Below are 4,254 nucleotides of genomic sequence, written 5' to 3' on the forward strand. Positions count from 1 at the left end.
TCCCAATTTTGAGCTAGTAAATGAGGTCATTTCCTTTAAATTTGCTCAAAATTCATGAGACTTAGGAGAGCTAGGGAATTTATAGGATTAAAGATTGAAACTCTTTTTACAAATTTTAATATGACTAATAATTTTAAATTTTCCTTGAAATAACATCTCTAAAGTTAGAAGACTTAGTAGAAATGATTAACAAATCAAATATTTCTTATATATTTAAAAAAAATTATAACTATGGACATAGCAATGAGATTTGAAGATACTGTAATAAGTATTTGGGGAAGGCCTGAATTTCCAATTTGGTTTGCAGGTTACTATAATTCTCCTAACCAAAAAACATTTAAATCTATTTTACTTTCATTATGTATTTACGAAAAGAATTATAACAAGAGTAAATATGATGATGAATCCCTACAAATTCTAAATGAATATGAAACATTAGCAGGAAGTAATGATTCATCACATACAGAGGATGTGAAGTTTCTCAAATTTCTATACAAGAAAAATGTTCCACACCCAAGAGAATGGGAATAAGTAAAAGCACTCATAAAATGAGTGCTTTTTAATCATTAATGGATTTGTTCAATTCTTTAACTTGAATAATATTTTCCAGCAACTGTTTTCAAGTGTAATCTTAAGTTGTATCTTTGAGCTAGGGCGATTTTGAAGAGTGAAAAATATTTTACAACTTAAATGGCTCTATATCAACCTTGCTAACTTCAACTTCTTCATCATGAATATTTGAAAAATTAATAATTTGCTCTTCTTTAATTTTGCTAAATAATACATTAAAATTATTGTCATCTTGATCTTTTTTGAGATTGAGAATTTCGGTGCCACCAATGGCCAATGGTGAAATATCTTTTATGTTTTCATCTCCAAATGAAACAAAAATATATTTATTAGGATTCGCTTTTTTATCCTCAAAAATAATCTGAAACTCTGTATCAACACCCCCAAGAAATTTTTCAGCCCTCTCCTTATATTTTTTATTTAAAACTACAATAACTTTATCACTATTCGCAATTCCATCGATCATCATTTTATTAAAATTTATTGCGACCGATTCTTGACTTTTTTTCCTATCAAGAGTTGCATCAAAACCTTTCTTTCTTAAGAAATCAACAAATGAAATGATTTTTGTATTAAATTCCTCATCTGACCAAGCATAAGTAATGAAAATTTTTTTAATTTCTCTGATTTTATTTCTCATAAGTGTCTTATTTTCATTGCTTTTACTATTCGCAATCAACGTATTTAATTTTTTTATTGAATTACCTTTTATCATTGATAATACTTTAAAATATGTATCAAGATCCAGATCCAGATCATCTGCATTTCTTTTAGTATAGCAATATAGTGCATTTAAACTTTTAAGACTACCTATTGATTCAATAGGGAAGTTATTGATTTTCAAGTTATTTATCCATAGTTTTCGAAGATTTTTTAAATTTTCAACTCGAGAATCAATAATTTCGATTGGGTTATTACTTATATCCAACTCTCTTAAATTATGTAAAGAAAATATATTACTTGGTATTTGCCTAAATCTATTATTGGATAGATGTATGCTGCGCAACTTTTTTAGATTTGTTAATTGTAAGGGGGTATTTTTTAATTGATTATTATTTAGATTTAATATTTTTAAATTTTTGAGTGAACAAATTTTTGCATAAAATAATGAAATATTATTTCCTGATAAATCCAAAGTTTCTAACCTGTTTAGCTTTTCAATCTCAGCAGGAATATTTTTTATTTTATTATTTCTTAATATTAATTTTTTTAAGTTTTTTAATTCAAAAACTTCTTCAGGGATTTCTTTTAACCCATAGTTTGACAAGTCAAGTTTAGATTGATTTATGTTTTTAATTTTTATATTCATTTAAATTTCTAAATTTGTAATTCCTTTGGAGGGAAGGTATAATGAAATAAGGATAAATATATTTGAAAGATCAAAGATAGGTATACTTATTTGCTTCGGCATCCTCACTAACATAAACTAAGTTTACCCGAGCCGCTGAGGAAGCACTCGGGATTTTTATTAAAAAAAGTCTAAAACTAGAAGATAATCAAATTTTTATCAGGATTTTCTCTTATTTTGATTTTTAAATTCTTTTTGTAGCTGATCGATTTCACTTTCAATCTTCTTTAATTCTTTTTCATTGAGTTTTGTAAATAAATGTAATAGATCAATTTCAAGAAAATTACAAAATAGGATAAGACTTTCAATGGTTGGATTCGTTTCAGCTCTTTCAATCCTACCGACATGGTTACTTGAGATATTGAGCTCATTTCCAAGCTGAAACTGCGAAAGTCCTCTTTTGAGCCTATGTAACTGAATAAGCTTTCCAATTTGAAATTTTAATTCTTCTATTTGCCATTTATACATTTAGTAAAGTTTGAGCTTTCTAAAATTATTCATCAACACATATATGTGTTTTGTTGTATTTTTTTATTACATTTATAAAAAAATACAAACAATGAAAAAGATAAAAACAGATTTTGCACCCAGGTTTCGGGCAGGCAAGAAGCGCTCCGGGTTGCAGCTGATGGAAACTTTCTTTCAGTTCAATGAGCTGGACGTTGCCAAAGAAAGGCTCAGCAATATTATGAATTACGCGGTAAAAAGAAATAGTTGGATCAATGAAGATCCGGCGGTGATCTTTGAGTTTTACCAGTCGATAAGGTCGTTGATCCGGGCAGGATATCTCATCATGCTGAAAGACAGGAAATGGACGGTTGACACTCGGCCGGAAAAGATTTCCCCGTGGGTTCTTGGTCTGCTTTCAGAGAAGGAATACCGGAATCCTGTGCTGGTTTTCAAAACAGCATTCAGAGCATACACCCTCAAAGAATTTGATTATTTTATGTCGGGAATTGTCTATTTTTCAATGGGTGTCTATGAAAATCTACCGGAAAGGAATATCGTTATGCCCTATATTCATACGGTTAAAATGCTGGATGCTGCACACCTTATTCTTCAGAGAAGGAGAGAACAGAAGATGGCGGACACCCATTCAGGATAAGAAAGTTGAGCATAATGAAGCTAAAGCTTTGCATTAGAAAAACACACCATCATTACATTATTTTGATTACAAAGATTAACGCAAAGTTGATGATTAATTCCGCTTTATTATAAGTGGGCAAAGTGATGCAACTTCGTCGCTGATGAAGCGGTATGTTTATCCATACGCTTCGACGAATCCACGAAGTTGATTCTATTCTTAGCTCCCTAAAAAATATGCATAATGAAGCTAAAGCTTTGCGTTAGAAAAACATACCATCAGTACATTATTTTTGATTACAAAGATTAACGCAAAGTTGATGTATGATTCCGCTTTATTGTAAGTTGGCAAAGTGATGCGACTATGTCGCTGATGAAGCGGTATGTTTATCCATACGCTTCGACGAATCCACGAAGTTGATTCTATTCTTTGCTGCCTAAAAAATAGGCATAATGTAGCTAAAGCTTTGCGTTAGAAAAACACATCATCATTACATTATTTTTGATTACAAAGATTAACGCAAAGTTGATGAATAATTCCGCTTTATTATAAGTGGGTAAAGTGATGCGACTATGTCGCTGATGAAGCGGTATGTTTATCCATACGCTTCGACGAATCAACGAAGTTGATTCTATTCTTAGCTCCCTAAAAAATAAGCATAATGTAGCTAAAGCTTTGCGTTAGAAAAACATGTCATCATTACATTATTTTTGATTACAAAGATTAACGCAAAGTTGATGAGTAATTCCGCTTTATTGTAAGTGGGCAAAGTGATGCAACTTTGTCGCTGATGAAGCATTATGCTTCTCCATGCGCTTCGACGAATCAACGAAGTTGATTCTATTCTTTGCTCCCTAAAAAATAGGCATAATGAAGTTAAAGCTTTGCGTTAGAAAAACATACCATCAGTACATTATTTTTGATTACAAAGATTAACGCAAAGTTGATGAATAATTCCGCTTTATTGTAAGTTGGGCAAAGTGATGCGACTTTGTCGCTGATGAAGCATTATGCTTTTCCATGCGCTTCGACGAATCAACGAAGTTGATTCTATTCTTTGCTCCCTAAAAAATAGGCATAATGAAGTTAAAGCTTTGCGTTAGAAAAACATACCATCAGTACATTATTTTTGATTACAAAGATTAACGCAAAGTTGATGAATAATTCCGCTTTATTGTAAGTTGGGCAAAGTGATGCGACTTTGTCGCTGATGAAGCATTATGCTTTTCCATGCGCTTCGACGAATCAACGA

4 protein-coding genes are annotated in these 4,254 nt (G+C 31.1%); 2 read left to right on the top strand and 2 right to left on the bottom strand.

Features of this window, described 5'->3' with window-relative positions; all coding sequences use genetic code 11:
- Positions 1–231: 231 nt before the first annotated feature.
- The gene (locus tag JML65_RS23670) at positions 232–531 is read left to right on the top strand and encodes a hypothetical protein (RefSeq protein ID WP_202272592.1); all 300 of its coding nucleotides are present in this window, start codon (positions 232–234) and stop codon (positions 529–531) included.
- Between the two features lie 148 nt (positions 532–679).
- On the opposite strand, the gene JML65_RS23675 is transcribed toward JML65_RS23670, so the two are convergent.
- Both JML65_RS23675 and JML65_RS23680 read right to left on the bottom strand, forming a co-directional pair.
- Entirely contained in the window at positions 680–1,879 is a 1,200-nt protein-coding gene (locus JML65_RS23675) for a leucine-rich repeat domain-containing protein (RefSeq protein ID WP_202272594.1), read from the bottom strand.
- 198 nt (positions 1,880–2,077) lie between these two features.
- Complete coding sequence (locus JML65_RS23680; protein ID WP_202272596.1) at positions 2,078–2,386, bottom strand: helix-turn-helix domain-containing protein; 309 nt, start codon at positions 2,384–2,386, stop codon at positions 2,078–2,080.
- A gap of 91 nt (positions 2,387–2,477) precedes the next feature.
- On the opposite strand from JML65_RS23680, the gene JML65_RS23685 reads away from it, so the two are divergent.
- Positions 2,478–3,023: a hypothetical protein gene (locus tag JML65_RS23685; RefSeq protein WP_202272598.1), complete on the top strand. Its 546-nt coding sequence runs from the start codon at positions 2,478–2,480 to the stop codon at positions 3,021–3,023.
- The last annotated feature ends 1,231 nt before the right edge of the window (positions 3,024–4,254 follow it).

Source organism: Chryseobacterium sp. KMC2 (assembly GCF_016756935.1).
Classification (GTDB): domain Bacteria; phylum Bacteroidota; class Bacteroidia; order Flavobacteriales; family Weeksellaceae; genus Chryseobacterium; species Chryseobacterium rhizosphaerae.